General features: G+C 57.1%; 25 protein-coding genes. 5 read left to right on the plus strand and 20 right to left on the minus strand.

Features of this window, described 5'->3' with window-relative positions; genetic code table 11:
* Positions 1 to 39 precede the first annotated feature (39 nt).
* Positions 40 to 390, plus strand: coding sequence for a heat shock protein HspQ (hspQ, locus tag EUU25_RS04500; RefSeq protein ID WP_158898679.1), 351 nt, complete (start codon positions 40 to 42; stop codon positions 388 to 390).
* Here the strand turns inward: hspQ and EUU25_RS04505 are convergent.
* The 7 genes from EUU25_RS04505 to EUU25_RS04535 form a co-directional block, all read right to left on the minus strand.
* On the minus strand, positions 384 to 1,400 hold the full coding sequence (locus EUU25_RS04505; RefSeq protein WP_158898681.1) for an SO2930 family diheme c-type cytochrome: 1,017 nt from the start codon (positions 1,398 to 1,400) through the stop codon (positions 384 to 386). The genes hspQ and EUU25_RS04505 overlap by 7 nt on opposite strands.
* A complete protein-coding gene (locus EUU25_RS04510) occupies positions 1,400 to 2,599 on the minus strand; it encodes a parallel beta-helix domain-containing protein (RefSeq protein WP_158898683.1) in 1,200 nt (399 codons plus the stop codon). The genes EUU25_RS04505 and EUU25_RS04510 overlap by 1 nt, the downstream gene beginning before the upstream one ends.
* Positions 2,600 to 2,665: 66 nt before the next feature.
* Positions 2,666 to 3,364, minus strand: coding sequence for an aspartate/glutamate racemase family protein (locus EUU25_RS04515; protein ID WP_158898685.1), 699 nt, complete (start codon positions 3,362 to 3,364; stop codon positions 2,666 to 2,668).
* Positions 3,365 to 3,446: 82 nt separating this feature from the next.
* Positions 3,447 to 4,859, minus strand: a complete 1,413-nt coding sequence (locus EUU25_RS04520) for an NAD(P)(+) transhydrogenase (Re/Si-specific) subunit beta (RefSeq protein WP_158898687.1) — start codon at positions 4,857 to 4,859, stop codon at positions 3,447 to 3,449.
* Positions 4,860 to 4,862: 3 nt separating this feature from the next.
* Positions 4,863 to 5,144, minus strand: coding sequence for an NAD(P) transhydrogenase subunit alpha part 2 (locus tag EUU25_RS04525; RefSeq protein ID WP_143775446.1), 282 nt, complete (start codon positions 5,142 to 5,144; stop codon positions 4,863 to 4,865).
* 10 nt (positions 5,145 to 5,154) lie between these two features.
* Positions 5,155 to 6,285: a Re/Si-specific NAD(P)(+) transhydrogenase subunit alpha gene (locus EUU25_RS04530; RefSeq protein WP_158898689.1), complete on the minus strand. Its 1,131-nt coding sequence runs from the start codon at positions 6,283 to 6,285 to the stop codon at positions 5,155 to 5,157.
* Between the two features lies 1 nt (position 6,286).
* Complete coding sequence (locus EUU25_RS04535; protein ID WP_158898691.1) at positions 6,287 to 6,421, minus strand: aa3-type cytochrome c oxidase subunit IV; 135 nt, start codon at positions 6,419 to 6,421, stop codon at positions 6,287 to 6,289.
* 157 nt (positions 6,422 to 6,578) lie between these two features.
* On the opposite strand from EUU25_RS04535, the gene EUU25_RS04540 reads away from it, so the two are divergent.
* Positions 6,579 to 8,006: a sigma-54-dependent transcriptional regulator gene (locus tag EUU25_RS04540; protein ID WP_158898693.1), complete on the plus strand. Its 1,428-nt coding sequence runs from the start codon at positions 6,579 to 6,581 to the stop codon at positions 8,004 to 8,006.
* A 25-nt stretch (positions 8,007 to 8,031) separates the two neighbouring features.
* Here the strand turns inward: EUU25_RS04540 and EUU25_RS16685 are convergent, their stop codons facing one another.
* Both EUU25_RS16685 and EUU25_RS04550 read right to left on the minus strand, forming a co-directional pair.
* Entirely contained in the window at positions 8,032 to 8,346 is a 315-nt protein-coding gene (locus tag EUU25_RS16685) for a PilZ domain-containing protein (protein WP_158898695.1), read from the minus strand.
* A 248-nt stretch (positions 8,347 to 8,594) separates the two neighbouring features.
* Positions 8,595 to 8,975: a hypothetical protein gene (locus tag EUU25_RS04550; protein WP_158898697.1), complete on the minus strand. Its 381-nt coding sequence runs from the start codon at positions 8,973 to 8,975 to the stop codon at positions 8,595 to 8,597.
* A gap of 291 nt (positions 8,976 to 9,266) precedes the next feature.
* Here EUU25_RS04550 and EUU25_RS04555 point away from each other — a divergent pair, with 291 nt between their 5' ends.
* Complete coding sequence (locus tag EUU25_RS04555; protein WP_158898699.1) at positions 9,267 to 10,451, plus strand: acyltransferase family protein; 1,185 nt, start codon at positions 9,267 to 9,269, stop codon at positions 10,449 to 10,451.
* Between the two features lie 164 nt (positions 10,452 to 10,615).
* Here EUU25_RS04555 and EUU25_RS04560 read toward each other — a convergent pair whose 3' ends face one another.
* From EUU25_RS04560 to glmM, 7 genes are all read right to left on the minus strand, one after another.
* Positions 10,616 to 11,197 (minus strand): hypothetical protein, encoded by a 582-nt coding sequence (locus EUU25_RS04560; protein WP_158898701.1) that lies wholly within the window; start codon positions 11,195 to 11,197, stop codon positions 10,616 to 10,618.
* Between the two features lie 290 nt (positions 11,198 to 11,487).
* Entirely contained in the window at positions 11,488 to 11,904 is a 417-nt protein-coding gene (locus EUU25_RS04565) for a DUF2177 family protein (protein WP_158898704.1), read from the minus strand.
* 85 nt (positions 11,905 to 11,989) lie between these two features.
* A complete protein-coding gene (gene folP, locus EUU25_RS04570) occupies positions 11,990 to 13,081 on the minus strand; it encodes a dihydropteroate synthase (RefSeq protein WP_343032383.1) in 1,092 nt (363 codons plus the stop codon).
* Positions 13,078 to 14,208 carry a site-specific DNA-methyltransferase gene (locus tag EUU25_RS04575; RefSeq protein ID WP_158898706.1) on the minus strand — a complete coding sequence of 377 codons (1,131 nt, stop codon included), beginning with the start codon at positions 14,206 to 14,208 and terminating at the stop codon, positions 13,078 to 13,080. The genes folP and EUU25_RS04575 overlap by 4 nt, the downstream gene beginning before the upstream one ends.
* A 220-nt stretch (positions 14,209 to 14,428) precedes the next feature.
* Complete coding sequence (locus EUU25_RS04580; RefSeq protein WP_158898708.1) at positions 14,429 to 14,983, minus strand: ribonuclease HII; 555 nt, start codon at positions 14,981 to 14,983, stop codon at positions 14,429 to 14,431.
* Positions 14,980 to 16,125, minus strand: coding sequence for a bifunctional hydroxymethylpyrimidine kinase/phosphomethylpyrimidine kinase (thiD, locus tag EUU25_RS04585; protein WP_158898710.1), 1,146 nt, complete (start codon positions 16,123 to 16,125; stop codon positions 14,980 to 14,982). The genes EUU25_RS04580 and thiD overlap by 4 nt, the downstream gene beginning before the upstream one ends.
* A complete protein-coding gene (gene glmM / locus EUU25_RS04590) occupies positions 16,122 to 17,462 on the minus strand; it encodes a phosphoglucosamine mutase (protein ID WP_158898712.1) in 1,341 nt (446 codons plus the stop codon). The genes thiD and glmM overlap by 4 nt, the downstream gene beginning before the upstream one ends.
* A gap of 97 nt (positions 17,463 to 17,559) precedes the next feature.
* Between glmM and EUU25_RS04595 the strand changes: the two genes are divergently transcribed.
* Together EUU25_RS04595 and EUU25_RS04600 are read left to right on the plus strand one after the other, a co-directional pair.
* Positions 17,560 to 18,813: a dicarboxylate/amino acid:cation symporter gene (locus EUU25_RS04595; RefSeq protein WP_158898714.1), complete on the plus strand. Its 1,254-nt coding sequence runs from the start codon at positions 17,560 to 17,562 to the stop codon at positions 18,811 to 18,813.
* Positions 18,791 to 19,786: an aldo/keto reductase gene (locus EUU25_RS04600; RefSeq protein WP_158898716.1), complete on the plus strand. Its 996-nt coding sequence runs from the start codon at positions 18,791 to 18,793 to the stop codon at positions 19,784 to 19,786. The genes EUU25_RS04595 and EUU25_RS04600 overlap by 23 nt, the downstream gene beginning before the upstream one ends.
* A 242-nt stretch (positions 19,787 to 20,028) precedes the next feature.
* Here the strand turns inward: EUU25_RS04600 and EUU25_RS04605 are convergent, their stop codons facing one another.
* Genes EUU25_RS04605 through EUU25_RS04620 form a run of 4 tightly spaced genes read right to left on the minus strand, consistent with a single transcriptional unit; the run spans position 20,029 to position 25,062 of the window.
* Complete coding sequence (locus tag EUU25_RS04605) at positions 20,029 to 20,706, minus strand: NnrU family protein (protein ID WP_246162906.1); 678 nt, start codon at positions 20,704 to 20,706, stop codon at positions 20,029 to 20,031.
* Between the two features lie 49 nt (positions 20,707 to 20,755).
* Positions 20,756 to 22,048, minus strand: a complete 1,293-nt coding sequence (locus EUU25_RS04610; protein WP_158898718.1) for an amidohydrolase family protein — start codon at positions 22,046 to 22,048, stop codon at positions 20,756 to 20,758.
* Complete coding sequence (locus EUU25_RS04615) at positions 22,045 to 23,436, minus strand: amidohydrolase (protein WP_158898720.1); 1,392 nt, start codon at positions 23,434 to 23,436, stop codon at positions 22,045 to 22,047. The genes EUU25_RS04610 and EUU25_RS04615 overlap by 4 nt, the downstream gene beginning before the upstream one ends.
* 6 nt (positions 23,437 to 23,442) lie before the next feature.
* Positions 23,443 to 25,062, minus strand: a complete 1,620-nt coding sequence (locus tag EUU25_RS04620; protein WP_158903121.1) for a peptide MFS transporter — start codon at positions 25,060 to 25,062, stop codon at positions 23,443 to 23,445.
* Positions 25,063 to 25,080 lie beyond the last annotated feature (18 nt).

Below are 25,080 nucleotides of genomic sequence, written 5' to 3' on the forward strand. Positions count from 1 at the left end.
AAGGTTGATTTGCGGACACATTGATATGATATTGGTGGCATGATTGAAAAAGTTGCCCTTCCCGAAGTCGTTGAAGCCCAGTTCGCCATCGGTGATGTCGTGCGCCACCGTATATTTGATTTCCGGGGTGTCGTGTTCGATATCGACCCCGTTTTTGCCAATAGCGAGGAATGGTATGAGTCCATTCCAGAACCTGTGCGGCCCGCCAAGAACCAGCCATTTTACCATTTGTTCGCGGAAAATGCCGAAAGCAGCTACATCGCCTATGTCAGCCAGCAAAATCTGTTGGCAGACGTGGAACATGGCCCCATCGCCCATCCCGGGATCAACGCGGTATTCGAAGGGTGGACGGGCACACGCTATGAGCTCAAACGCTCAATGCGTCAGTGACCCCCGCTCGGCATTGCAGCGACCCAGTCTTCCAACAATTTGACGCCTTCCGCATGGGCCGTTGCCCGGCCTAGCTCCGGCATTGCGATGCCCGGATCGGTGCTCTTCATCCGGTAAATCAATATGGACCGGTCAGGACGGCCCGCTTCGATCACAAAATCGAAATCACCGCTTGCCCGCCCTGCGGCCACAGGTCGCTTGCCGATCCCGTAGGCCGCGGCGTCGCCTGCGGAACCGTCGAGAAACAGACCGCTATTGCTCGCCGACCCCTTTGGGGCGTGGCAATGGCCGCAATTGACCTTCAGATAATGGCGGGCGCGTTCGTTGAGTGTGCCGCCTTCCAGATCATCCCATTTTCCCCATGCTGCCATTTTCGCCAGTTGGGGCATCCACTGGAGCAGTTTTTCGCGGTCACCCTGCCGCGGAAACTCCATATTTTGCCAGATAGGCCCGATCGGCACGATGCTGGCATCCGAGGAATGGCATTGCTTGCACTGGTTTTTATTCGGGACGGCGTAGCTGATCGTCGTCGGCGTTCCTTGCAGCTCGACATCGACCGCCATGCGTTTGCCGCCCACGCGCAAATCCGCGTCACCGCCATCATCGCGCCATATATAAGGTAGAGCCACCCAGCCATCCTGCTGGTGCAACAACACACGCGTTTCCAAAATACGGAGCGCGCCAGACTTGTCGGGATATCCAAAGGATTTGATTAACGCCGCGCCCACGGGGAATTCGAGCTTACCTGCCTGATCAGACGTCAATCGCGCACCTTCCGGAAGGTAAATAAACCGTTGTTTTTCGGCATAATCGGAAAACAACGGCGTCCGCAGTTGATAGGGAATCAATTGCCGGGAGGGCCGGTTCGCCGCGCCGTCAAAGAAGCCATAGGCCGATAATGTCGCCGGATAATTTGTTCCCGCTATCTGCTGATCCGAAACCTGCCCATGCGGCGTTGCCAGTCCAACGGCCGCGGCAAAGCACGCCATGAATGGCAGCAGAAGGCGCATTAACGGACCGCAGCCTCCATCGCCGCCGGCAGGATGATTGCAGGCAAAGCCGCCGGACGCTTATCCGATGGCGCAAGCGGCGTCGGATTGGCCGTCGTGGGATCGGCCGCAATGTCGGTCAGACCGAGCGAAAGCGCTGGCACGGTATCCGAGATGATCGGCGCACGCTCCGGTCCGCCTGCCCCGTCCCAGAAAATGGCAGGGAAGCTGCCGCCCATGGCCGCCGCGATTTCCTTGCCGCCACGAAATTGGGGGTCCCAACCTGCCTTTCCATGCTGGTTATCCCAGATCACAACATCGCGCGGCAGGGGATCATATTTGGCGTCCTGATGCGGAAAACGATAGCCAACGACCATGATATTGGTCGTGCCATTGTCCCCCAAAATATTGTCGAAAATTTCGACATTGCGGTTCGCCATGACCATCACACCCGTGCCGGTCGGCACATTGGCGACGATATTGCCCTTGGGCGCGAAATTCGGCGTCATGTTATCGACGATGATATTGTCGAAAACGCGGACATTATGCCCGCCCATTTGCGGCAAATTGGGTAAGTCGAATATCAGCACGCCGCCGGTATTATGGGTCGCGATATTATCGTGCACATCGGCGTCGAAGCTGTTCTCGATCTCAATGCCGGCCACATTTTCCGTAGCAACGGATCCGCGCACCACGATGTTGCGCGATTGCCCGACATAGATTCCGGCGTCCGAAGCCCCGCGAACCACGACGGTGTCGATTAGCACATCTTTGCTTTCCACCGGATAGATACCGTAAGCGCCATTGGTGGCCTTGGGGCCACCCGTCCATTCAACGCGCAACTTGTGATAGACGATGCGGTCTGCACCTTTGGATTTTATGCCGTCGCCTTTGCTGTTCTCGACGCCGAAATCACGCAGTATGACATCGTCCGAAGTTACAAGCAGCCCCTCGCCCGCGCCTTTCTGGTTTGAGAAGTCGAGAACGGATTCCTTGGCGCCCTGCCCCTTGACCGTCACGCCATTCACATCGAGCGAAAGGCCATCGGTCAGGCTGAAACGCCCTGCCCCCAGTTCAACAATATCGCCGGGTTGTGCGGCAATCAGCGCCTCTTGCAAGCGCTCCTGCGCTCCGTCGCCTGCTGCAACCGCTATGGTCTTGGCAAATGCCGGTTGAATTAGCGCGCAGATTGCAGCGCTGGCGATAGCGATTTTCCTCATCCTCATGCAGCACAAGATGCCGCAGTTATATGGAATTGCCAACCCAAAACAGGGCCGCACGAAAATTCAGGATGCGTCGCCCAAAATCCACTCCACACCTGCGTCGGCATGTATCTCCGTGCTGTCATAAATAGGCAGGACATTGGCCTTTGTGTCCACGATCATGCACAATTCGGTGCAGCCGAGAACCACGGCCTTTATGCCTTCCTGATCAATTTCGGTGATGATCGTCTTTAGCGTGCGTTCCGATTCACGCTTCACCTGACCCAGCATCAACTCTTCATAGATGATCCGGTCCAGATCCTGCACATCATCCATTTCGGCAGGCATCAGGGTGACGCCATGCTTGACCAGACGCTGACGGTACCAGTTTTCGGCCATCACATTGGCGGTGCCAAGCAAAGCCGCCGACTGCACGCCATCAGCTTTCATTTTTGTACCCACGGCATCGGCAATGTGGATCAGCGGTATCGAGACGGCCTGTTCAACGCGTTCATACACCTTGTGCATACTGTTCGCACAAATCAGGATCGCCGTGGCGCCGGCGACTTCAAGCCGTTGCGCGGCCGCGATGAGCACTTCGGCAACATGGTCCCAATCCTGGTCGCTGGTTGCTTTTGCAATGTCGCAGAAATTCAGGCTTTCCAGGACCAGTGGTGCGTTGCAGGTGCCGCCTGTGCGCTTGACTACCTGTTTGTTGATACGTGCATAATAGAGCTCGGTTGAGTACCAGCTCATCCCCCCGATCAATCCTAATTTACGCATGGGTCACCTCACAAAAGCCAATCAAAATGCCGCCCCGATATAGTATCGGAGCGGCTGTTGACCTTCGTTAGCGTGAAGTGGCCTAATGCTGCAAGGCTTTGACGATGTCTTCGCACATCTTCTTGGCATCGGCGAGGAGCATCATGGTCTGGTCCATGTAAAAGACGTCGTTGTCGACACCCGCATAGCCCACGCCGCCCATAGATCGCTTGACGAAGAAAACCGTCTTGGCCTTGTCCACATCGAACACCGGCATCCCGTAGATGGGCGATGATTTATCGGTCTTTGCAGCAGGATTGACGACGTCATTGGCCCCGATGATGAACGCAACATCGGCTTGCGCAAATTCGCTGTTGATGTCTTCCAGTTCAAAGACTTCATCATAGGGAACCGATGCTTCGGCGAGCAGCACGTTCATATGTCCAGGCATGCGTCCAGCGACAGGATGGATCGCATATTTCACCGACACGCCCTGCTTTTTCAGGACGTCCGCCATTTCGCGCAGTACGTGCTGGGCCTGCGCCACCGCCATGCCGTAACCGGGGACGATGATCACGCTTTCGGCTTGCTGCATCATATAGGCGGCATCTTCGGCAGAGCCGCGCTTCCAGGGGCGCTGTTCCTTGGCTTCGCCGCTGGCGGACGATGCTTCGGCACCAAAGCCACCCGCGATGACGCTGATGAAGCTGCGGTTCATGGCCTTGCACATGATGTAGGACAGAATCGCACCCGACGAACCGACCAATGCGCCGGTGATGATCATCGCCGTATTGTGCAGGGTGAAACCCATAGCGGCCGCGGCCCAGCCGGAATAGCTGTTCAGCATCGACACAACGACAGGCATATCCGCGCCGCCGATGGGGATAATCAGCAGGAAGCCGATCAGGAAGCTCAGCGCCGTGATGGTCCAGAACACCCAAGGCGACTGGTCAATGGTGAAATAGCCTACGAGGCCGATGATGGCCGCAAGCGTTCCAAGATTGATCAAATGGCGGAGAGGCAACAATATCGGCGCACCCGACATCTTGCCCGCCAGTTTCAGGAAAGCGATGACCGATCCCGAAAAGGTGATCGCACCAATAGCAATGCCCAAGCCCATTTCGACGCGGCTGACTGGATTGATCAGGCCGTCCGCTCCGGTGATGCCAAAGGCAACCGGATTGAGAAACGCAGCCGCGGCAACAAGCACAGCGGCCATACCCACAAGGCTGTGAAACGCAGCCACAAGTTGTGGCATGTCGGTCATGGCTATGCGGCGGGCGATGATCCAACCAATGCCACCGCCGATGGCGATCGCACCCAATATCTCTGGCAGAGACGCGACTTCGTGCGTCACCAGCGTCGTCACCACGGCAATCAGCATACCTGCCATGCCGAAGCGGTTACCCCGCTGCGACGTCGCCGGCGAGGATAGGCCTCGCAACGCAAGAATGAAGAAAACGCCCGATATCAGATAGGCGAGCATAACCCATGCAGGAGGAGCGGCATGTTCCATCGATCAGCGCTCCTTTTTCTTGTACATGGCGAGCATGCGTGCCGTCACGGCGAAGCCGCCGAAAATATTGACGCTGGCCAATGCCACTGCAATCAGCCCCAGCCATTTGGCACTCGGCGACCCCGCCGCCGCCGAAGCGATCAGCGCGCCGACGATGATAACCGATGAAATCGCGTTGGTGACCGCCATCAGCGGTGTGTGCAAGGCAGGCGTGACGGACCAAACAACATAATAGCCCACGAAACAGGCCATCACGAAGATGGATAAGATTGAAATAAAGTCCATTAAATCCCCCTCACGCCAACAGGCGTTCATTCACAACCTTTCCGTCCTTTGTTAGACGGATTGCAGCGGTAATTTCATCGTCATCGGGCAACACCGGCTCACCGGCTTCCTTGTCCCAGAAGGCGGACAGGAAGTTGAAGAGGTTGCGCGAGAACAAGGCCGACGTGTCCGCCGCCAAATGCGCGGGTGTGTTGGCATAGCCGATAATCTTGACGCCATGTTTGACGACAACTTCATCGGGCTTGGAGCCTTCGACATTGCCGCCCTGTGCGACGGCAAGGTCGAAGATGACCGAGCCGGGCTTCATGCTGGCAATTTGCGCATCGGAAATCAGCCGTGGCGCAGGACGCCCCGGGATCAGTGCTGTGGTGATGACGATATCCTGTTTTGCGATATGGCTGGACACCAGTTCAGCTTGCGCGGCCTTATATTCGTCGGACATTTCCGTTGCATAGCCACCAGCGCCCTCGCCTTCGATACCGGCGACATTTTCAACGAAAATGGCTTTGGCGCCCAGCGATTCGATCTGTTCCTTGGTTGCCGATCGGACGTCCGTTGCGGAAACCTGCGCGCCTAAACGGCGTGCGGTGGCGATGGCCTGCAAACCGGCGACGCCCACGCCCATAATGAAAGCCTTTGCGGCACTGACAGTGCCTGCGGCGGTCATCATCATCGGGAAAGCGCGGCCATAGATCGAGGCGGCTTCGATCACGGCCTTATATCCGGCCAGATTTGATTGCGATGAAAGGATATCCATCGACTGCGCACGGGTAATGCGCGGCATGAATTCCATCGCCAAGGCCTCGACGCCCGCCTTCGCATATTCATCGACGCGGGCACGCTGTCCAAAGGGATCGAGCCCGGCAACAAGCCATGCGCCCGGTGCAAATCCCTTCAGGGCTTTTGGATCAGGTCCCTGAACGCCGAGGATGATATCGGCATCTTTCAGGACCGCTGGCGATGCACCGACAGAGGCACCCATGGCCTCATATTCCGCATCGCTTACCGAAGCGAGAAGGCCTGCGCCGCTTTCGACAGACACGCTGGCACCCAAAGCGATAAACTTTTTAACCGTTTCCGGTGATGCAGCAACCCGTGTTTCGCCAGCGGCGGTTTCCTTCAATACCGCGATTTTTACCACGTCAGGCGGCGCGGCTGGCGATGATCAGCACAACAAGCGCTGTCACGGCGACGGATACGATCGTGCCCCATTTGAAAAGTGTAACAAAGCCTTCGTACGTTTCCCGTGCAGGACCCAAATCATTATTCTGTGCCATTGTTGCCTCCATTCTTAAGCTTTATCCAACTTTTGCCTTAACCGCTCCTATCCATATGCTCAACCCGGCGCGCCAAAGAAAATATAGCCCATGCTTAATCGGCTCTTTACTCCTTTGCGTTACCACAACTTTCCTTGAACCTGTTCATGGATGTTGAATGCTAGAACAAGAGACCCGATTATTGATGCTTGTCGATGACGAGCCGGCCCAATGCAGGCTGGTGTCGGCAATTGCGTCGCGTGCCGGCTGGCGCACCGTGTTTGCGCGCGATGCCGAGACCGCCATAGCCATGCTCGGCACCCAAGATGGCATGATGCTGGACGCGATTATCCTTGATCAGTGGGTTCCCGGCTCTGACGCGGCATCTTTGATCGCGGAACTGAAGTCACGCCGTCCTGCGCTTCCTATATTGTTGATGACCGCTATTGGGTCCAACGAAGCAGCCATTGAAGCCATGCGCGCGGGTGCATCGGATTATATCATCAAGCCGGTTGCCGCCGAGCGCCTGATCGCGGCGCTCAGCCTTGCATCCGACAAGAGCAAGGAGTTCGGCGAACTCCATCCGCTCACCGAAAAAATTACGCAGCCACTGGCCTTCGAAGAGATTATCGGTTCCGCCCCCGCATTTCGTGCGGCTTTGGCAATCGCGGCAAAAGCAGCGCGCAGCCGGGCACCTATTTTCATTGAAGGCGAATCGGGTGTCGGCAAAGAAGTGGTCGCCGACGCGATCCACGCCGCCAGCCCCCGTTCAAAGCTGCCGCTGCTGAAAGTGAATTGCGGCGCGATTTCACCAACCCTTCTCGATTCGGTTCTGTTCGGTCATGAAAAAGATGCCTTTGCAGGCGCATTCGACAGGCGGATCGGCATATTGCAACAGGCCGAAGGCGGCGCGGTATTCCTGGACGAGGTCGACCATCTTCCGCAGGAAACGCAGGTCCGGCTTGTTCGCCTGTTAACCCAGAATGAAATCCAACCTTTAGGCGCTGCGCACAGCTTCCGAATTGACGTACGCCTGATTTCCGCGAGCAATTCCAGCCTTGCCGACAAATTGGCGGCAGGCGATTTCCGCGAGGATTTGTTTTACCGGTTGAATGTTGTCCAACTGACGATCCCGCCGCTGCGTGAGCGTACAAGCGACATTCCGGCCTTGGCCCGCCATTTTCTGGGCCGCCTTGCAAGCCAGCCCGGCCTTCGCAGTCTGGGCATAACCGATGAAGCGCTCACCATGCTGCGGGGCTATAGCTGGCCCGGTAACGTGCGCCAGTTGCAAAGCGCGCTGTTCCGCGCGGCTGTCTTGTGCGAGCGCGATGCGCTGACGCCCGAAGAGTTTCCACAAATTTCGGCTGCTGTGGGCGTTCCCGGCAATGGCGGCTCCAACGGAGCGGGTGCGAACGACGGTATTGGCGTGACCCTTTACGAGGCGGATGGCAATATGCGTCCACTGGAAGAGATCGAAGCGGATGTGATCCGCCTCGCCATCGGCCACTATCGCGGACGCATGACCGAAGTCGCACGTCGCTTGGGCATCGGCCGGTCGACCTTGTATCGCAAGCTGGCGGATTTGGGCATCAGCGACGTCGCTTGAGGCGGCGTTGCAGCCACATTCAAGCCTATCGCGTAATCCCGTCGACCATTTCTGCCGATAGCGGTACAGTAAATTCTATTCCAACCTGGCCGTCACGAACCCAACGAACACTGCAACGTATTCGGGGCATTTCTGCAAATTTGACCGACAAGGATTCACCGATGCGAAATTTCCATTCGGCTGAGTCAATATTACAACCTTGTTGGGATAAATTGACAACACTGAACTTTTGCCAATTCCCGTTACCACTATCTATGTCTACTTCAATTCGACTGGCTCTGCGCGTTCCCTTTCGGTAGCGCACTTGATTTCCGGTTGTTGTTTTCGATGGCTTTAGCATTATCGGTTACTACCGCCATCGACAAGGACGCCAAGTCCCGAACCGATGGAGGCGACCAAAATTGCGCTTACGCTTTCGGTGGTCCCGTTCAAAATCATTCGAATGCCCCCAGTAAGTCCGGAATCTATCCTTGCTACCTTATTCCTATTTATCTTGCCTGCGCAATCCTGCTTACCGGTTGATATCCTTTACAACGCGCCTGTCGTTTTAACGGCGCCGCCTGTACCGACGCGACAGGTTTGCGGACGTTATGGCTGAGCTTTGCCCATCAGTTTCCAGCCCCATAGGCTGAGCGTCAGCATCGCCAAGTTTGATACAAAATCCAGAGCCAGCCAGCGATTGAAGATCGGTACTTCGAAAACAAACCAATAGTTGAACCAGAAAAACGGTAAAAGCGCGATTGCGTAAACCATGAATGTCCTACGCTGCCACTGGCTGAACCAGATGAACAGGCCGCCGAGAATGGCCTGAGCGCCAAAACAACCAATGAATAGTGCACTTGTCGCACTGAGATGCTGGTAATCGGGAGCGACAGTAAGACGCTCAACCATTCCCGGTGCGAATAGACACCATCCACCAAGAATGAAATAGGGAAGCGCGATCAAACGCTGGATGTGAAGTGGATGCATGACTGGACCCTCCGACTTTTTCGAGCCTGGCTTCGCGCTATAACGACATATCTATTTCAGGAACGCAATGGATGCCTTGCGCGAAGGGTCCGCCCCTTACAATAGAGATGCCAAAGCGGAATGTCCGGACACGACAACATTGCGGTCGCTGGCCTCGATGATCGAAATTCCAAAAGCTGCCATTGTGATCGTCTGTTGATCAGCCGGCCGTTGATATCATAGCCGTGAGCGAAACATTGCAATCATCTCGGCCACTGCTAATGTGAACGTTCTCATTTCGAGGAGGCGAGCATGACGAACGTTCAGAGAATGAGTGAGCTGGACATCTTGCGCGGATTTGCGGTTGCGGTGATGATCCTTGTTGTCAGTCCAGGTTCTTGGGGTCACACTTATGCTCCCCTTCGTCATGCCGATTGGCACGGATGGACTTTTGCGGATCTGGTCTTTCCCGATTTTCTTTTTGGCGTTGGTATGGCGCTCGGCCTCACGTTTGGCAGGTCGCTCGATCCAAATGAACAGACCGCTTTCTGGACGAAGGTTGGCCGTCGCGTGATTGGCCTTACTTTGCTTGGTTTGGCACTCAACTATCTTGCTGTGATTTCAGGCCTGCTTGGCGCACCGCCTGTCGGACCCCAAGACTATACGACCTGGCGCATTCCGGGGGTATTGCAAAGAATTGCTGCCGCCTATCTTAGTGCGGTTTCCATTATGTGGCTGTCCAGTGTCGTCGCCCATCGTGAGGCCCCGCAACCCGTGCAAATAGGCATCGCCATCGCCGTTCTTTTGATTGGCTATTGGGTTGCCTTATCATTTGTGACTGTCCCTGGATATGGTGCCGGGCGGCTCGATATGGAAGGTAATCTGGCTGCCTATATCGACCGCGCGGTATTTGGAACACAGCATATGTGGCCGCTTGCTGCGGAAAGCTGGCGCGGTCCCGTGCTCTATGATCCGGAGGGTATTCTTGCGACGTTCCCGGCAAGCGCCAATATCCTGTTTGGGGTGCTTGCAGTCAGTATTTGGACAAAGTTGGGGGATCGGTGTATTCCGGCCCTGCTGGTTGCCGGAGGATTGCTGATTGCAGCTGCCTTGCTGCTCGAGCCGCTATTTCCGATCAACAAGAAGATTTGGACCAGCACATTCGCTCTTTTAACGAGCGGGATTTCATTTGTCGCCCTGGCAGCCGTTGCAACACTGCTTCGGGCGGGCATGCTGCCGCTTCTTGCACCCTTCAGGGTCCTTGGCGGCAATGCGATCCTTGCCTTTTCCATCTCCATCTTTCTGTCGGCTATCGCCGGCATTCCGCTGGCATCTGTCGAAGACCCCCCGACATTACAAAGCACGGGGTTCAGGATAATGTCGGCGGTGGTCCCTGACCCTCATCTTGCATCGCTGGCCTGTGCTTTCGGCATCGTCCTTTTGATCTTTTTGATGATCTTTCCACTGCACCGGCGCGGCATTCACATCCGGCTTTAAGGCGAAGCAAAAGCACATGATGCAATGACAGCCTTTGAATGTGATCGTCCTAAAGCCGCCCGTCAGCACCCTACAACAATTCTGCCAAAGTGGACGGGCAGCGAGCGACAACATTTCGGGCATTAGATCAATGGAACTGTTCTCGTTAACTGAGCGGAGCCACATCAGGAATTGCTGTAATCAGCTAAACTAAGATCGTTACACCCACCCGTATGATCGGTAGTAAGTGTTTTACCGTTTAAGTTGTCAAGTCGACGCTCAATCGCATGCAGAGCGCGCATTTCAATCTCAGGAGTGGCTCTCCTCTTAGCTTGTTGCAATAGGCTATTGAAAAGGGCAATCTGCTCGTCGGAAACTTTAAAGGGGCATGGTTTTCCACCCCCCCGATCTCCACCTTTTCCGATTACAATATGGTCTGAATAAGAGATATAACTCAAAATTAAGCCAGAGCTATCGCAACCATTTGCGCCTGAAATTAGCGTTAGTCCGTAGTAAGCGATTTGACCGTTAGTTGCGTCCCATTTCGCGCAACCGTTTGGCAAAGCCTGCTCCCAATTCCAAATCAGCCCCGCCCCTTTCCAATTGTAGGTAGCCGACGCATAACTGGGCACACCATCATGTTTTGGTAGAACAGGACCCAAGAAAGGCACCACGGCATGGTAGAACGTGAATGGACCAAATACTGGAACGAGCGCAGCAATAGTCGCAACTGCGGTGATCAAGAATATTTTGGATTTCCGTTGCATGCTGGGTCTCTAGCATGACTTGCTTGCAATGTCCGCTTCCCACAACATTCCAGACATTCCCGTTAGTTTTTGAGCACGCTGACACCTGCCATTCGTTCAGGGTCCATTTGTAAGCCTTACCCTGCCCCGTCGTGACTAGCCGTGCCACGACGCACGGTTGCGTTCATACCAGATCGACGGGGCCGCTGCAAAATGGACCCTGAAACAAGTTGTGCTCTGCACGCCTTTGGCTCCAGGGTGACGGAGTGGTGTTTTATAGGCCGATTTCGATCACCGCTTTACGCAGCCCCCTAATTCTTCCCCAAAATCGCGGTCGTTATCCAATAGCCTACAACCGAGGCCGACCCGGTCAGCACAGTGCCCCAAATGATATCCAGCACCGTCACCTTGGTGCTCCACACCTTCAATGTGGCGTGGTTGGTCAGGTCATAGGTCATATAGCAAAAGAATCCGAGCAGCGCGCCCCAGATCAAGGCCGTCTGCCATTTGCCACTGAGCAGCGCAGGGCCAACCGCAAAGATCATCATGCCTAAAATATAGAGAAGGTAGAAAACAATGGCCGGCCCCAGGCGGAAGCCGTTTTTCATCATCAGTTCGCCAATTTCCGGCTGATACAGCCGGGTATACATGGTGCGAAGCCAGAAGCTGTCGATCACGGCAAAGGCAATTCCGGTTGCGATGTAACCGACGATATATTTGGCAATCATGGCATTTCCTTTTCCGCACTGTTGGTCACATTGTCGGCCACCGGCGGCCAAGGAGCAATGCGGTCAAAGCCCTGTAAGGTTGGGGTTATGCCCTTGCCGTCAAAGCCGCGTCGCGAAGCCCCCGCCAGACCTGAACAGCCTGGACGGTTTCAGCAGCGTCGTGGACACGGATGATATGCGCGCCCTGCTCCACCGCTTTCATGGCGAGGAAAAGCGATCCGCCGAGGCGTTGTTCCACAGGGGCTTCATTTGATAATGCGCCAATCATCCGTTTCCGGCTCGCCCCGAACAGCAAGGCGCAGCCCAAACCATGAAATACCGACAGGTTGTTGATCAGCGACAGATTGTCCGTCAGCGATTTGCCAAAGCCGATGCCGGGATCGACCAAGATCTTGTCACGCGATATGCCCGCAGCTTCGACAGCCTCCACGCGCTCTTCCAGCCAGTCAAACACGTTGGTCACCACATCATCATAGTCGCCGCCCTTATGCGGATCGGTACCATGGCTGGGCGCGTGCATCAGGACGACCGGCACATTGAGAGCCTTTGCAACCTCCAGCGACCGGTCATCGAACAGCAGTGCCGATATGTCGTTAATCATGGCCGCGCCCGCAGTCACGGCAGCCTCCATCACCGCGGCCTTGCGCGTGTCGATGGATATAGCGGTTCCCGAAGCGGCCAGTCTTCGGATCAGCGGTTCGACCCGTGAAATTTCGTCGCCTTCCCACACCAAGGGCGCTCCAGGGCGCGTGGACTCTCCACCGACGTCGATCATTGCTGCGCCGGCGCTCGTCATGGCGAATGCGGCATCGACAGCCGTCTCGATATCCGCATTTTTACCGCCGTCGGAAAAACTGTCCGGCGTCATGTTGATGATTCCCATCACCTGCGGCTGGTCGAGACGGATCGTTCGTTCCCCCATTTGCAGCGCCGTGCGTGGCGCGGTCAGACGGGTGTAAAGCTGCGCGCAGCGCGCCTGCTTTTCCGCCGGGATAGCCTCAAGAAATTCCTCCCACCGCCGCATATCGACAAGCTGCCGCACCGTGCTGGCGCCTGTGCGGTCGATGACCTCGATGTGCGAAAACCACAGCATGGTGCCTGCAAGCCGGACAGCGGCGCCGTCATGCCGCTGCGGACTTTCAACAAAAGCCGTGGGACGAAGGTAAAGGTCGATCACGGTTCGGTTGCAAGAAGATAGGTTTGGCGCAGATCATCGATCGGCTTCATCGCGCCGTCGGTCGCCTCATAATGCCAATAGGTCCAGCCATTGCAGCTCGGCGCATTCTGGATGGTCGAACCGACTTTATGGATGGAACCATCAACGGTGCCACAGGCAATCGACCCATCGGCCCGCACGACCGCTTCGAACTGCCGCTTGCGGTCGAAAAGCTTTGCGCCGGGGTTCAGATAGCCTGCTTCGACCAATTGCCCGAAAGCGACTTTGGGTGCGGCCTTGGGCGACTGCATCGTTTTCAATGCGCTTTCATCCAGCGGCAGTGCCGCGGCAATCCGCTCTTCGGCGACTTCGCAATATAGGTCTTCGCGTTCGCAACCGATCCAGTCGCGACCCAGACGGCGCGCAACAGCGCCGGTGGTGCCGGTTCCAAAAAACGGATCAAGGACAACATCGCCCGGCTTTGTGCAGGCCAACAGGATGCGATAGAGCAATGCCTCGGGCTTTTGTGTCGGGTGGGCCTTCGTGCCGTTACGCTTCAGCCGTTCCTGACCGCCGCAAATCGGGATCAGCCAGTCCGAACGCATCTGAAGTTCGTCGTTGATCGTCTTCATGGCGCGATAGTTGAACGTATATTTCGATTTCTCGCTTTTCGACGCCCAGATCAGCGTTTCATGCGCATTGGTAAAGCGGGTGCCCTTGAAATTGGGCATCGGGTTCGACTTGCGCCAGACAATGTCGTTCAAAATCCAATAGCCCGCATCCTGCACCGCCGTGCCAACGCGGAAAATATTATGGTAGCTGCCAATGACCCAGAGCGAACCGTTGGGCTTCAAGATCCGGCGCGCTTCGGCGAGCCATGCGCGGGTAAAGGCGTCATAGGTCGCAAAGGTTTCGAACTTGTCCCAATCGTCGTCGACCGCATCGACCTTGCTGTTGTCGGGACGCAGCAAGTCGCCGCCAAGCTGCAGATTATAGGGCGGATCGGCGAACACCATATCGATGCAGGCGTCGGGCAGCGTCCGCATCGCCTCGATGCAGTCCATTTTCAAAATCTGGTTCAAAGGCAAATCGGCCTGTGGCGTTGCGGTCTTTACCGTCGCTGGCCGAATTTTTTCAATGACACCCATATGCACTACTCCCGAGCCCTGTTTAGCCCGCAGTGAGTCCCCATATGGTTAACGTCAAGGCCGTTAACCCGTGGAAAGTCGCCGGAAAGTGCGCCATAAATGCGCTATATGGAGAGAACGAAAGGAGTCCGACACAAGATGTAGAGTCTCAGGATTCGTGCGGGACTCAACGGGTGGTGGTGTTGCGCGAAGGACTCACACCCGAAGATTTTACATTCCGTTACACCAAAATCATCTGTGCGACGGGCGCGAAGCTCCTGCGGTGCAAGGGCGTAGGGCCCAAACGGCGCAACGCCTCCATATGGATCGCGGCACCATATCCCTTATTCGACGCCCATCCATAGCCGGGAAACTCCCGGTCTGCCTCGACCATCAGGCGATCGCGATGTTCCTTGGCGATGATGCTGGCGGCCGAAATACAGGGATGGATGGCATCGCCGCCTACGACCGCCTGCGCCTGATAGGCCCATTTGGGCAGTCGGTTGCCGTCGACCATGACCAGCGAGGGCGCAATCGCCAGCGCCTCCACCGCCCGCGTCATTGCGAGCATCGTTGCTTGCAGGATATTGATCCGGTCGATTTCCTCGACGCTGCACAGTCCGACGGCCCAGCGGCATTTGGCCTTTATCTGCTCTTCCAAGGCCGCACGTTTCTTGGGCGACAGCTTTTTACTGTCATCCAGCCCGGCGATCCCCTCTTCACACAGCACCACGGCGGCGGCCACGACAGGCCCCGCAAGCGGACCGCGCCCGGCTTCGTCTACACCGACAATCATATCCGCCAGGCTGGATAGCGCCTGTTTTCGCCTGCGCTATAGAGGCACACCATATTGCCCGCGGGATCCAGCAGCCGCGCTTCACGCCAGCCCCAACTCTCGTCTTGCGGCATCTGGTCGAACATATAGCCTTGGCTGAGCAATTCGGTGACCCAGGCATCGAGCCGCTTGCTTTCAAAATAGACGACGGTCGATGTTGAGCACGCGTCATTCTGGTGGATAGAGAAAGTCACGCCATTGGGCATTTCGAAACGGGCATAGCCATTGGAGGGGCTGTCGACAATTTGCTGCAAACCAAGCGTGCGGTAGAAATCGACCGATGCGCCATAGTCACGGCAGCCCACCGTGACCTGATTGAGCGAGGGCCCTGCGACCATCGCATCCTCACGCACCGACTGGTGTCCCATCGGCCCATGTCCCTGCCCGAGCCCCGGCGCATCGTGCAAGGCGAGGCGCACGAACAGGCGCGCCCGTTCAATGGCGGGGACCAGATCCATCCCCTGCCCCAACCCCGTCGCAATGGCCGTGGCGAGCGTGCAGCCCGTGCCATGTGTGCTGCGCGTCGCGATCCGTTCGTCGGACCAGCTAACGCATTGCTCCTCGGCCAGATGGAGTTGGTCGACGATCAGATCGTCTTCGGAATGGCCACCCTTTATCAGCAAGGGTATATGCCGCGCCAGCAAGGCGTTCTTGCCGCCCAATGCCTCCAGCTCCGGCAGATTGGGCGTCGTAATCGTGGCAAGCCGCATCAGCCGTTCAAAGGCGGAGATCGTGTCGGCATCAGCCAAAACCGCGCCGCTTGTCGCGACCATCACCGGATCAAACACAATCGGACAGGATAGTTCGGCGAGGCTGTCGGCCACCGCATGTGCTGTGCTGACGTTTCCGATCATTCCGATTTTGACCGCATCAACGCCGATATCGCTGACGACCGAAGCGATCTGGTCGATGACCATGTCGGTCGGCACCATATGGACCGCGTCGACGCCTAAAGTGTTCTGCGCGGTGATGGCGGTGATCGATGTCATCGCATGGCCGCCGAGCATGGTGACGGTCTTGATATCCGCCTGAATACCCGCGCCGCCGCCGCTGTCCGAACCAGCTATGATGAGGACACGGACAGGCTTGCCGTCGCTGTTCAAGCTGCCGCGACCTTTACCGCATCGCAGATCGCATCGACCAGCTTTTCAACCTGCGCCGCATCGTCGCCTTCGGCCATGACGCGGATGACGGGCTCTGTCCCCGACGGGCGGATGACCAGACGGCCCTTGCCCGCCAGTTCAGCTTCGGCCTGCGCGATAACGGCCTGAACCGCCGGATTGTCGAGCGGCTTGCCGCCCGAAAAGCGGACATTTTTCAAAAGCTGCGGGACAGGATCGAATAGGTGCAGCACCTCGCTTGCAGGCTTCCCGCTTTCAACCAGCTGCGCCAATACCTGCAGCGCAGCAATGGTGCCGTCGCCGGTTGTGGCGTGATCAAGCAGGATCATATGCCCCGATTGCTCGCCCCCAACATTGATGCCGTGGTTGCGCATTTCCTCCAGAACATAGCGGTCGCCAACCTTGGCGCGCACCAGCTTCAGATGCTGGCTTTCCAGATAACGCTCCAGCCCCAGATTGGACATGACCGTGGCAACAATACCATCCCCCGTCAGCCTGCCCGCCCGGCTCATCGCTGTACCGAGCAGCGCCATGATCTGGTCGCCGTCCACAACGCGGCCTTTTTCGTCAACTACGATTAAGCGGTCGGCATCACCATCAAGCGCAATGCCGATATCCGCGCCTGCCGAAACGACCGTTTCCTGCAAGGTGGAGACATAGGTCGAGCCGACCTTGTCGTTGATATTCTTGCCATTGGGAGTGACCCCAATGGGCGTCACCTTCGCACCCAATTCCCAAATCGCGGTCGGGGCGACCTGATAGGCGGCGCCATGGGCACAATCGAGCACGACGTGCAGACCGTCAAAGCGGATATGTTCGGGGACCGACGCCTTGACCGCATGGATGTAGCGGCCCCGGCTATCCTCGATCCGCCGCGCCCTGCCCACATCGGGCGCATTGGCCAGTTTGGATGGCTGGTCGAGCAATGCTTCAATCGCAATTTCATCCGCATCGGAAAGCTTGAAGCCATCCGGCCCGAACAGCTTTATTCCATTATCTTCATAAGGATTATGACTCGCCGAAATCATCACGCCCAGATCGGCACGCATCGACCGGGTCAGCAGCGCCACCGCCGGTGTCGGGATGGGCCCGAATTGCACCACATCCATACCCACGCTGGTGAATCCAGCGACCAGAGCATTTTCGATCATATAGCCCGAAAGCCGCGTATCCTTGCCGATCACCACGCGGTGCTTGTGCTTGCCGCGCAGGAAATGCGCGCCTGCCGCCTGTCCGACCTTCATCGCCATTTCCGGCGTCATCGCGCTGGCATTGGTGCGGCCTCTGATCCCGTCGGTTCCGAAATATTTACGCGCCATGCCAGTTCCTGATATCCGTGCGGAATTACGACAAAAAAGTGCAACCGCGATGCCTCTCCCTTGCATAGGGGGCGGCAGGCTGGCAAGACCTCTCGTCATGTCTAACGCAACACGTATTCTTATCGCCTTGGTTGCCGGTCTATTGCTCGGCATCCTGTTGACCGCCCAGATACCGGCCATTGCCAAACAACTGGATTTCGCATTCGATATCGTCGGCACATTATGGCTGAACGGGTTGCGCATGACGGTCGTGCCTTTAATCGTCGCACTGGTTATCACCGGCATCGTTAAAAGCGCAGAGGCCGCACGTGCCGGCCCCATGGCGGCGCGCACCGTGACCTGGATCGTTGTAATGATGAGCCTGTCCGCCTGCATGGGCGCGATCCTTACGCCCACCTTCCTCGCGCTCGTTCCGATGCCGCAGGAAAGCGCCGATGCGCTACGGTCCGCGCTGACGACCGCCGCCGCGGTTGGCGAACAGCCCGGCTTGCGGGACTTTATCCTCGCGCTTGTTCCTACCAATGCGATTGCAGCGGCGGCCAGCGATTCCATTCTGCCGCTGCTGATCTTCACCATGACCTTCGCCTTTGCAATCACGCGGCTCGCAGCCGAACCGCGCAAGCAAATGGCCGGTTTTTTCAGCGCGCTGGCCGATGCCATGGTGATCGTGATTGAATGGGTACTGAAACTAGCCCCCATCGGCGTTTTTGCGCTGGCCTTTGTCGTCGGCGCTCGGTCGGGCTTTGCTGCGCTGGGTGCAGTTCTGCACTATATTGGCATCGTGTCGATGGTCGGTATCGTGGTCGGTGCCTTCGCCTATCCCGTTGCCGTCTTTGCCGGAAAGGTCCGTTTCACCGACTATGCACGCCAGATTGCACCGGTGCAGGCCTTTGCCGTCTCGACGCAATCCTCGCTCGCCAGCCTGCCCCTGATGCTGCAAAAATCCGAAGCACTGGGTGTACGGGAATCCACCGCTGGTCTGGTACTGCCGATGGCGGTTGCCTTGCTGCGCGTTACCGGCCCTGCAATGAACCTCGCGGTGGCGCTCTATGTCGCCAACTGGTTCGGCGTGAAGCTGGACGGGTTCGACTATGCCTTTGCCATTTTCATCGCCGCGTTGACCTCGATGGGCGCCGTCAGTCTGCCCGGCACGGTCAGCTTCGTCACCTCGATTGCGCCAATCTGTCTGGCCCTGGGCATTCCGGTAGAACCGCTGGCCTTGCTAATCGCGGTCGAAACGCTGCCCGACATTTTCAGAACAACAGGCAATGTGCAGATGGATGTGGCGCTCGCCACCGCCATTGAAGCGCCGGAAAAGGAGAAGTTGGATGCAGTATCGCAATCTCGGTAACGGATTAAAGGTCAGCGCTATCGGCGTGGGCTGCATGCCCATGATCAAGGGCGGTAATATCGTCTATGGCGAGGATGCCGATCCCGATGAGGCCATCAAGACCATTCACCGCGCCATCGACCTCGGCGTGACGTTTTTCGACACCGCCCAAATCTACGGCCCCTTTTCCAACGAAGAACTGGTGGGCGAAGCCATCAAGGGTAAGCGCGACGGGCTGGTTATCGCCAGCAAATTCGGGTTCAAATTCGATGGCGGCAATATTGTCGGCGTCGATGGATCAGGCGCAAATGCGAAGTCGGCGGTTGAAGGAACCTTGAAGCGCCTCGGCATCGATTGCCTTGATCTCTATTACCAGCATCGCGTCGACCCTGCCGTGCCGATCGAGGAAACTGTCGGCGCGATGGCCGACCTCATCACCGATGGCAAAATCAAACATATTGGCTTGTCCGAAGCCGGACCAGAAACCCTGCGCCGTGCTGCGGCGGTCGCGCCGATCTCCGCCCTGCAAAGCGAATATTCGCTGTGGGAGCGTGACATTGAAGATGAGATTTTACCTACCTGCCGCGAACTCGGCATCGGTTTTGTGCCCTACTCCCCCTTGGGACGCGGCTTTCTTACCGGCTCGATCCGCAGCCTTGATGACTTGCCGGAAAATGACTGGCGGCGGCAGGACCCGCGTTATCAGGGCGAGAATTTCGCGACCAATCTGAAGCTGGTGGATATTGTTGGTGAAGTTGCAGCGAAGCACGACGCATCGAATGCACAAATTGCGCTCGCCTGGTTGATGGCACAGGGTGACGACATTGTTCCCATTCCCGGCTTCAAACGGCGTGCCACCTTGGAAGACAGCGCAAAGGCGGCGGACATCCAACTGGACGCGGAAGATCTGGCCAAACTCGAAGCCGCAGCCCCCCGCGGCGGAACCGCCGGTCCACGCTACGGCGAGCGCGGGATGAAGATGGTCCGGTTGTAGGGGCCGTCGCCCAATTTCAAGCTGACCCCCCGTCACCCTGAACCAACCCCAGTCACCCTGAACTTGTTTCAGGGTCGATCGTGCAGCGACTCCGTCGGCGTGGGCCAAACGCAACCGTGCGTCGCAGCATGGCTTGTCACTACAGGTCGGTTGAGGGCTTACAAATGGACCCTGAAACAAGTTCGGGGTGACGGTTGAATATAATTCGAAATATTGGGCTGAGTACTAGCGTGCATCCGCCCCTAAACCGCAAACCAGCGAAAGATACCCGCGCCGGCAACGCCCATGAAAGGATGGCTCCATGTGGCCACCATCCACAGGACAATACCGGCGATCCACGGACCGACACCTACCGACGGCAGTGCGGACAGACGCGGCCAGAAATGCGTCCGTCTTAGCCATGAATCCCATTCGACACCGGCCAGTTTCTTCTTTTTGATTTCCTGCCCCTTCGACCCGACGAGCGCAAGAAAGACGATGCTTCCGGCAAACAGGAAGCTGTCGATTCGGGGCGCGATCAGGATATGGCCGATGCCCCATAGGGCAAAGCCCCACATCATCGGGTGACGGGTGACCTTGAACACGCCGGCGGGTTCCTGCGCCGCGAGGGCATCGGGAACCCCCGGCAATGCCGGATTGCGGATGAAGGACCCGGAAAACAGCACGCCTGCGATCAGCGTCAGGACGCTGGTTACGCCCCACAGCACATCACCAACGGGCCAGAAATATCCTTCCTTGGGTGCCTGCACAAAGGCCGTAATCATCCAATAAAACAGCCCCAGCGACACCGCCGAATAGAGCAAGGCAAAACCATTGCCCCGCAGCCGGTATACCAACATGGCCCGCAACGGATGCGACATCAGAAAATGCGTGCCGACAAAGGCAATACAGGCGGCAGCCAAAGGAAGATATGCGTTCAATTCAACGTCTCCGGCCCCCGAAACATGCTGTCCTTAACAGCTTTGATCTTTAGCGGTCATAGGCTTTTGGCAAATCACCTTCGGTCGGGCGTGCATATCGGTCACGTAGCCGCTGTTGCCGGTTGCCTAAGGGCTGCTCAACCCCGTCGATGATGACGGCGGTCGGCGTACTGGAAAGCTCCAGCGGGTCCCCGTCCCATACCACCACATCGGCGGCTTTACCCGACTTCAGGCTGCCATAGCGGTCACCCACGCCCATGATGTCGGCGGGAACCGAGCTGATCGCGGCGAAGGCTTCGTCCCAGGACAGGCCCGTTGCGTTGGGCAGCTTTTCCAGACTGACCAGATTGCCTGCATATTGCGTGGTGTAACGCAACTGGTGGGAATCGCGGTCGTTGATCATGCCGATGGCAACCTTCACTCCGGCGTCTTTCATACGCCCGATATTGCTCTGCGTAGCCCCCAGCATTTCGAATGTTGCGGGCAAATCGTTGAGTGCCGAGGCTATGACAGGAACACCTGCCTGCGCCAGTTGCGGTGCAACGCGCCAGCCTTCGGTCGCGCCGACGAAGACCATCTTGATGGTCGGGAAATCACGCTTCAGCTCCAGCAGGCGTAACATGTCGTTCGCACCTTCGACATGGATCAGCAAACGCGTTTCGCCGCGCAGGACCGACAGCAATGCCTTGGCATCTTCGGCTTTCAGCAGATCATCGTCAAAGGTATCACGCCCTGCCGCATAATCCTGCGCCTCACGCAACATCGCGCGGAAGTGCAGATGCGTTCCGGCACGGCTGCCCCCGGCGTTCGCCGCCCCGTCTTCGCCAAATTCGGCGAATTGGAAGGCGCGGGCCTTGGTCACGGGGTTGCTGTCTGCCCCCAGATCGGCGATTGCGCCCTGCCCTGCGAAGATATTGTCCGCGGCTTCGGGTGCCACAACGGCGCGCGTGACGCCTGCGGACCGGTTCACCGCAAAGGGCGAGCGGAAGGGGTCGATAGCAGGCGCAATATCAATCGCCGCCGAAAATCCGCTTTTGCCACCACTCTTGTCGTTCGTGCCGTTCACGGCGTCCACTTCGGACAGGCCAAGGCGGGTGAAGCCGGCGAACACGCCCGGCGTGATCCATTTACCGCTGGCGTCGATCTGGCGCGCGCCAGCGGGGACGGCAATGCCGACGCCTGCTGCTACGATGGTGCCATCGCGAATGACAACAGTGCCGCCTTCAACGGGCGCACTGCCGTCGCCGACGACGAGCTTGCCGCCCGTAATGGCAATGGTTTCGGCGTAGGATGGCGAGGTCAAAGCTGCCATTGCGGCTGCTGCATAAAGGAAATGCTTCATTTCACATCTCCTTCGCCGGGTTGGCCAAGCTCGAAATCGCTTACCGGCCTCCTTTTGGGGTCCTTCGCATCATACATCAGCGCGCCGTCGATCCACACCATTTCGGGGCGGGAATAGACGCTGAGCGGGTTGCCGTTCCACAGGACGACATCGGCCATTTTGCCGGGCTTCAGGCTTCCGGTCTTGTCGGCAATGCCCAACGCCTTGGCGGGATTGTAGGTGAGCCATTTGATGACTTCGGCATCCGAAATCTGGATGCCCATCCGGCGGCCATCGGCCTGCGCTTTGGCAGCTTCCTGATTCAGACGCTGGATCTGGTTTTCATCGTCGGAATGGATGATGACGCACGCGCCGCTATTCTGGAGGATAGCAGCGTTTTCCGGGATGGCGTCATAGGCCTCCATCTTGAAACCCCACCAATCGGCCCACACAGCCGAGCACACGCCATTGTCACGCAACAGGTCTGCAATTTTGTAGCTTTCCACGGCGTGGTGGAATGCGGCGACCTTATAGCCGAATTCCTTCGCCATATCGAGGACGAGCGCCATTTCGTCGGCACGGTAGCAGTGGTTCTGGATGCTGATTTCGCCGTCCAATACGCCTGCCAGAGTCTCCATACCCAAATCGCGGGTGAACTCTTTGCCGCTATCACGTTTCTTTCGATATTCCTGCGCCTTGATCCATGTCTGGCGGTTGACGGCCAAATTGCCCATGCGGGTCGAGGGCATACGTCCTTTTGTGCCATATACCCGCTTGGGGTTCTCACCGCAGGCCATTTTCAACCCATAGGGTGCGCCGGGGAATTTCATGCCCTGTATCGTGCGGGAATAGACATTTTTCAGGACAACCGAACGGCCACCCATCAGATTTGCCGAACCCGGAAGGATTTGCAGCGACGTCACGCCGCCATTGGCGAGTGCGCGGCTGAAGCCGGGGTCCTGTGGCCATACGCTGTGTTCGGCCCATACTTCCGGGGTTGTAGGCGATGTCGCCTCGTTACCGTCGCTATGCGCTTCCACCGAAGGCGTGGGATAATCGCCCAGATGGGAGTGGATATCGATGATCCCGGGGGTCACATATTTTCCAGCCCCGTCGAAGACCGCAATATCGGCAGGTATCGGGGTGTCCGGCCCGCCGACACTGCTGATCTTGCCGCCCGACATGAACACCACGCCATTGTCGATCTTTCCGCCTTCACCATCATAAATGGTGACATTGCGGATCGCCGTGGCGACACCCGGATAGGCTTTATAGGTCGACGGAAAAGGCGCGGGCGCCTTTTCCACCGGCTTGACCGTAGATACCGTTGCCGGTTTCTCGGTCGAGGTACATGCCGCCATGCTGAGCGGAAGCAGACAGGCTGCTATGGCCTTCCGGGTGAATGTCATCTTCGTTTAGTTCCTATTCGTAGCAGGATGGGTACCGGCAGCCTGTGCCTCACCCATTTCGGCCGCACCTTCGAGCTTTTCGTCTTCGAGCGTATCGAGGTGCATCCAACGCCGTACAATTGGGGACAGCACCAATACCAGAACACCGGCACCAACCGAGATGAAGCCGAACAACTCGTAGACATCAAACAGGCCCTGTTTGGTCATTTCACCGCCATGCCCGCCTGTTGCCTCGCCAATTTTTCCGGCAAGGAAATTTCCAACGGCAGTCATGTAGAACCAAGCCCCCATTATCAACGACGCCAGAAATTTGGGAGCGAGCCGGTTCATAGCTGAAAGTCCGACGGGTGACAGGCAGAGCTCAGCCATTGTTGCGATGCCGTAATAAAGCAGCACAAAGATAACCGGCGTCATCGCCGACACGCCGACGGCTTCGCCACCCCAAACCAACGTTAAGTTGGCCAATCCCATCAAGCCAAGTGCCAGACCGAATTTAACTGGAGCGGACGGATCCTTGCCCTTCAAACCGAGCCATTGCCACAAACCCGCAAACAGAGGAGCAAGCAGGATTATGTAAATGGGGTTGATAGATTGAAACAGCGACGCCGGAATGCCGGCACGATCGACATAACGATCCGTGAACAGATTCATCGAACCACCCGCCTGTTCAAATAGCGACCAGAAAATTGGATTTAAGCTGATCAGAAACAGGATAGCAAACATGCGGTGCTTTGCTTCCCGCTGCAGTTTGAAGCTCTCGTAAAGCACATAGCCCAGCAGAGACACGCCGCAGACAATGAGCAGCGTTTGAATGACATCGCGATACTGCAGGAGCAACCAGATCACGGCGACCGAAGCAACGCCAACTGCGTAAAGCGTGATCTCTTTGCTTCGCGCCAACGGAGCCGGCGCTTCCCCCCCACCATTGAGTGACGATTTGCCTAGCACAAAGACGACAAGTCCCAAGAGCATCCCAAATCCGGCCAGTCCGAAACCGTAGGACCAACCAATGGTTTCACCGAGATAGCCCACCATGATGCCGCCAAGCGCCGCACCCACGTTAATTCCCATGTAGAAAATCGTGTAAGCACCATCTCGGCGAACATCCGTGAGCTTGTAAAGCTGCCCAACCATAACCGAAATATTGGCCTTTAGGAAACCTGACCCGACAACGATGAAGGCAAGTGCACCCCAAAAGATATTGATAGTAGGATCATCCTGTCCCCCGACACCTTCAAAAGCCATAAGCGTGTGGCCGATTGCGAGCAGTATCCCGCCAAATAACACAGCTTTCCGTTGCCCGATGTAGCGATCGGCGAGGTACCCGCCTAAGACAGGAGTAATATAAACGAGCGCGAGATACGAAGCGTAAATGCCTTGTCCGTCGCCGTCCCCGAACAACCAATGTTTGGTAAGATAAAATACCAGAATGCCGCGCATACCGTAGAACGAAAAACGCTCCCACATTTCAGCGAAGAACAGCATGTAGAGGCCCTTGGGATGGCCTGCGAATTCCGGTTCGCGCTGGATGGCAATCTTGGCCCCCATCGCGAGAAAAATGCCAAGTACGACGACAGCGATTGCCGCTATCCAGTCGCCTTCAGCCCATAAACCCATTGGCTTCATATCGGTCATGCGAACCCC

The organism is Sphingorhabdus lacus (assembly GCF_009768975.1).
GTDB lineage: Bacteria > Pseudomonadota > Alphaproteobacteria > Sphingomonadales > Sphingomonadaceae > Sphingorhabdus_B > Sphingorhabdus_B lacus.

Excerpts from the sequence above, each read along its gene's own strand:
- EUU25_RS04615 (WP_158898720.1), bottom strand. The coding sequence starts at position 23,436 with ATGACATTCACCCGGAAGGCCATAGCAGCCTGTCTGCTTCCGCTCAGC.
- EUU25_RS04550 (WP_158898697.1), bottom strand. The coding sequence starts at position 8,975 with ATGCATCCACTTCACATCCAGCGTTTGATCGCGCTTCCCTATTTCATT.
- EUU25_RS04525 (WP_143775446.1), bottom strand. The coding sequence starts at position 5,144 with ATGGACTTTATTTCAATCTTATCCATCTTCGTGATGGCCTGTTTCGTG.
- EUU25_RS16685 (WP_158898695.1), bottom strand. The coding sequence starts at position 8,346 with ATGCTAAAGCCATCGAAAACAACAACCGGAAATCAAGTGCGCTACCGA.
- EUU25_RS04535 (WP_158898691.1), bottom strand. The coding sequence starts at position 6,421 with ATGGCACAGAATAATGATTTGGGTCCTGCACGGGAAACGTACGAAGGC.
- EUU25_RS04555 (WP_158898699.1), top strand. The coding sequence starts at position 9,267 with ATGACGAACGTTCAGAGAATGAGTGAGCTGGACATCTTGCGCGGATTT.
- EUU25_RS04620 (WP_158903121.1), bottom strand. The coding sequence starts at position 25,062 with ATGAAGCCAATGGGTTTATGGGCTGAAGGCGACTGGATAGCGGCAATC.
- EUU25_RS04510 (WP_158898683.1), bottom strand. The coding sequence starts at position 2,599 with ATGAGGAAAATCGCTATCGCCAGCGCTGCAATCTGCGCGCTAATTCAA.
- EUU25_RS04575 (WP_158898706.1), bottom strand. The coding sequence starts at position 14,208 with ATGGGTGTCATTGAAAAAATTCGGCCAGCGACGGTAAAGACCGCAACG.
- EUU25_RS04600 (WP_158898716.1), top strand. The coding sequence starts at position 18,791 with ATGCAGTATCGCAATCTCGGTAACGGATTAAAGGTCAGCGCTATCGGC.
- EUU25_RS04540 (WP_158898693.1), top strand. The coding sequence starts at position 6,579 with ATGCTAGAACAAGAGACCCGATTATTGATGCTTGTCGATGACGAGCCG.
- EUU25_RS04610 (WP_158898718.1), bottom strand. The coding sequence starts at position 22,048 with ATGAAGCATTTCCTTTATGCAGCAGCCGCAATGGCAGCTTTGACCTCG.
- EUU25_RS04520 (WP_158898687.1), bottom strand. The coding sequence starts at position 4,859 with ATGGAACATGCCGCTCCTCCTGCATGGGTTATGCTCGCCTATCTGATA.
- EUU25_RS04565 (WP_158898704.1), bottom strand. The coding sequence starts at position 11,904 with ATGATTGCCAAATATATCGTCGGTTACATCGCAACCGGAATTGCCTTT.
- EUU25_RS04595 (WP_158898714.1), top strand. The coding sequence starts at position 17,560 with ATGTCTAACGCAACACGTATTCTTATCGCCTTGGTTGCCGGTCTATTG.
- EUU25_RS04580 (WP_158898708.1), bottom strand. The coding sequence starts at position 14,983 with ATGATTGTCGGTGTAGACGAAGCCGGGCGCGGTCCGCTTGCGGGGCCT.
- EUU25_RS04505 (WP_158898681.1), bottom strand. The coding sequence starts at position 1,400 with ATGCGCCTTCTGCTGCCATTCATGGCGTGCTTTGCCGCGGCCGTTGGA.
- EUU25_RS04560 (WP_158898701.1), bottom strand. The coding sequence starts at position 11,197 with ATGCAACGGAAATCCAAAATATTCTTGATCACCGCAGTTGCGACTATT.
- EUU25_RS04515 (WP_158898685.1), bottom strand. The coding sequence starts at position 3,364 with ATGCGTAAATTAGGATTGATCGGGGGGATGAGCTGGTACTCAACCGAG.
- glmM (WP_158898712.1), bottom strand. The coding sequence starts at position 17,462 with ATGGCGCGTAAATATTTCGGAACCGACGGGATCAGAGGCCGCACCAAT.
- hspQ (WP_158898679.1), top strand. The coding sequence starts at position 40 with ATGATTGAAAAAGTTGCCCTTCCCGAAGTCGTTGAAGCCCAGTTCGCC.